Here is a 399-nt window from a genome sequence, read left to right as displayed (position 1 = left end):
TACAGTGGTAGTACTTTGTATCAACCAAACTTACTTGACGCTTTCTTGCGATTGCCATAAGACACCCTGCTTGTTTTTTGCACTGAACAAAGCCTAGTACTTAGTTCGCCAAACTGCAAAAATTATGGTGGGTGTCACTGTTAGTTGTTCTGTTAGTTTGTTAGGTGTCACTGTTAGTTTGTTAGCGGGAATAGCAGAGCGCGAAACAGGTCTGTGGTTTGAGTCAACCAAAGGAGTCCCTCAAGGTGGGCCATTATCCCCTTTGCTTTCCAACATTTTACTCGATGAATTAGATAAGAAGTTAACCTACAAACGCCTTAAGTTTGCACGTTACGCTGATGACATAATCATTTTAGTAAAAACGAAAAGCGAAGGGCTAATAATCCAACGGGACATTAC

Annotated in this window: 1 protein-coding gene; it reads left to right on the top strand. The window is 41.1% G+C overall.

Going from position 1 to position 399, the window contains the following annotated elements:
* Nucleotides 1–124: 124 nt before the first annotated feature.
* Nucleotides 125–399, top strand: a 275-nt coding sequence (locus tag H5119_RS20130; RefSeq protein ID WP_259399635.1) for a reverse transcriptase domain-containing protein, incomplete at its 3' end; no start/stop codon positions are given.

This window comes from Pseudoalteromonas sp. SG45-5 (assembly GCF_014164085.1).
Taxonomy (GTDB): domain Bacteria; phylum Pseudomonadota; class Gammaproteobacteria; order Enterobacterales; family Alteromonadaceae; genus Pseudoalteromonas; species Pseudoalteromonas aliena.
The sequence above is the reverse complement of the archived record's forward strand: the minus strand, read 5'-3'. Positions and strand labels throughout refer to the sequence as shown.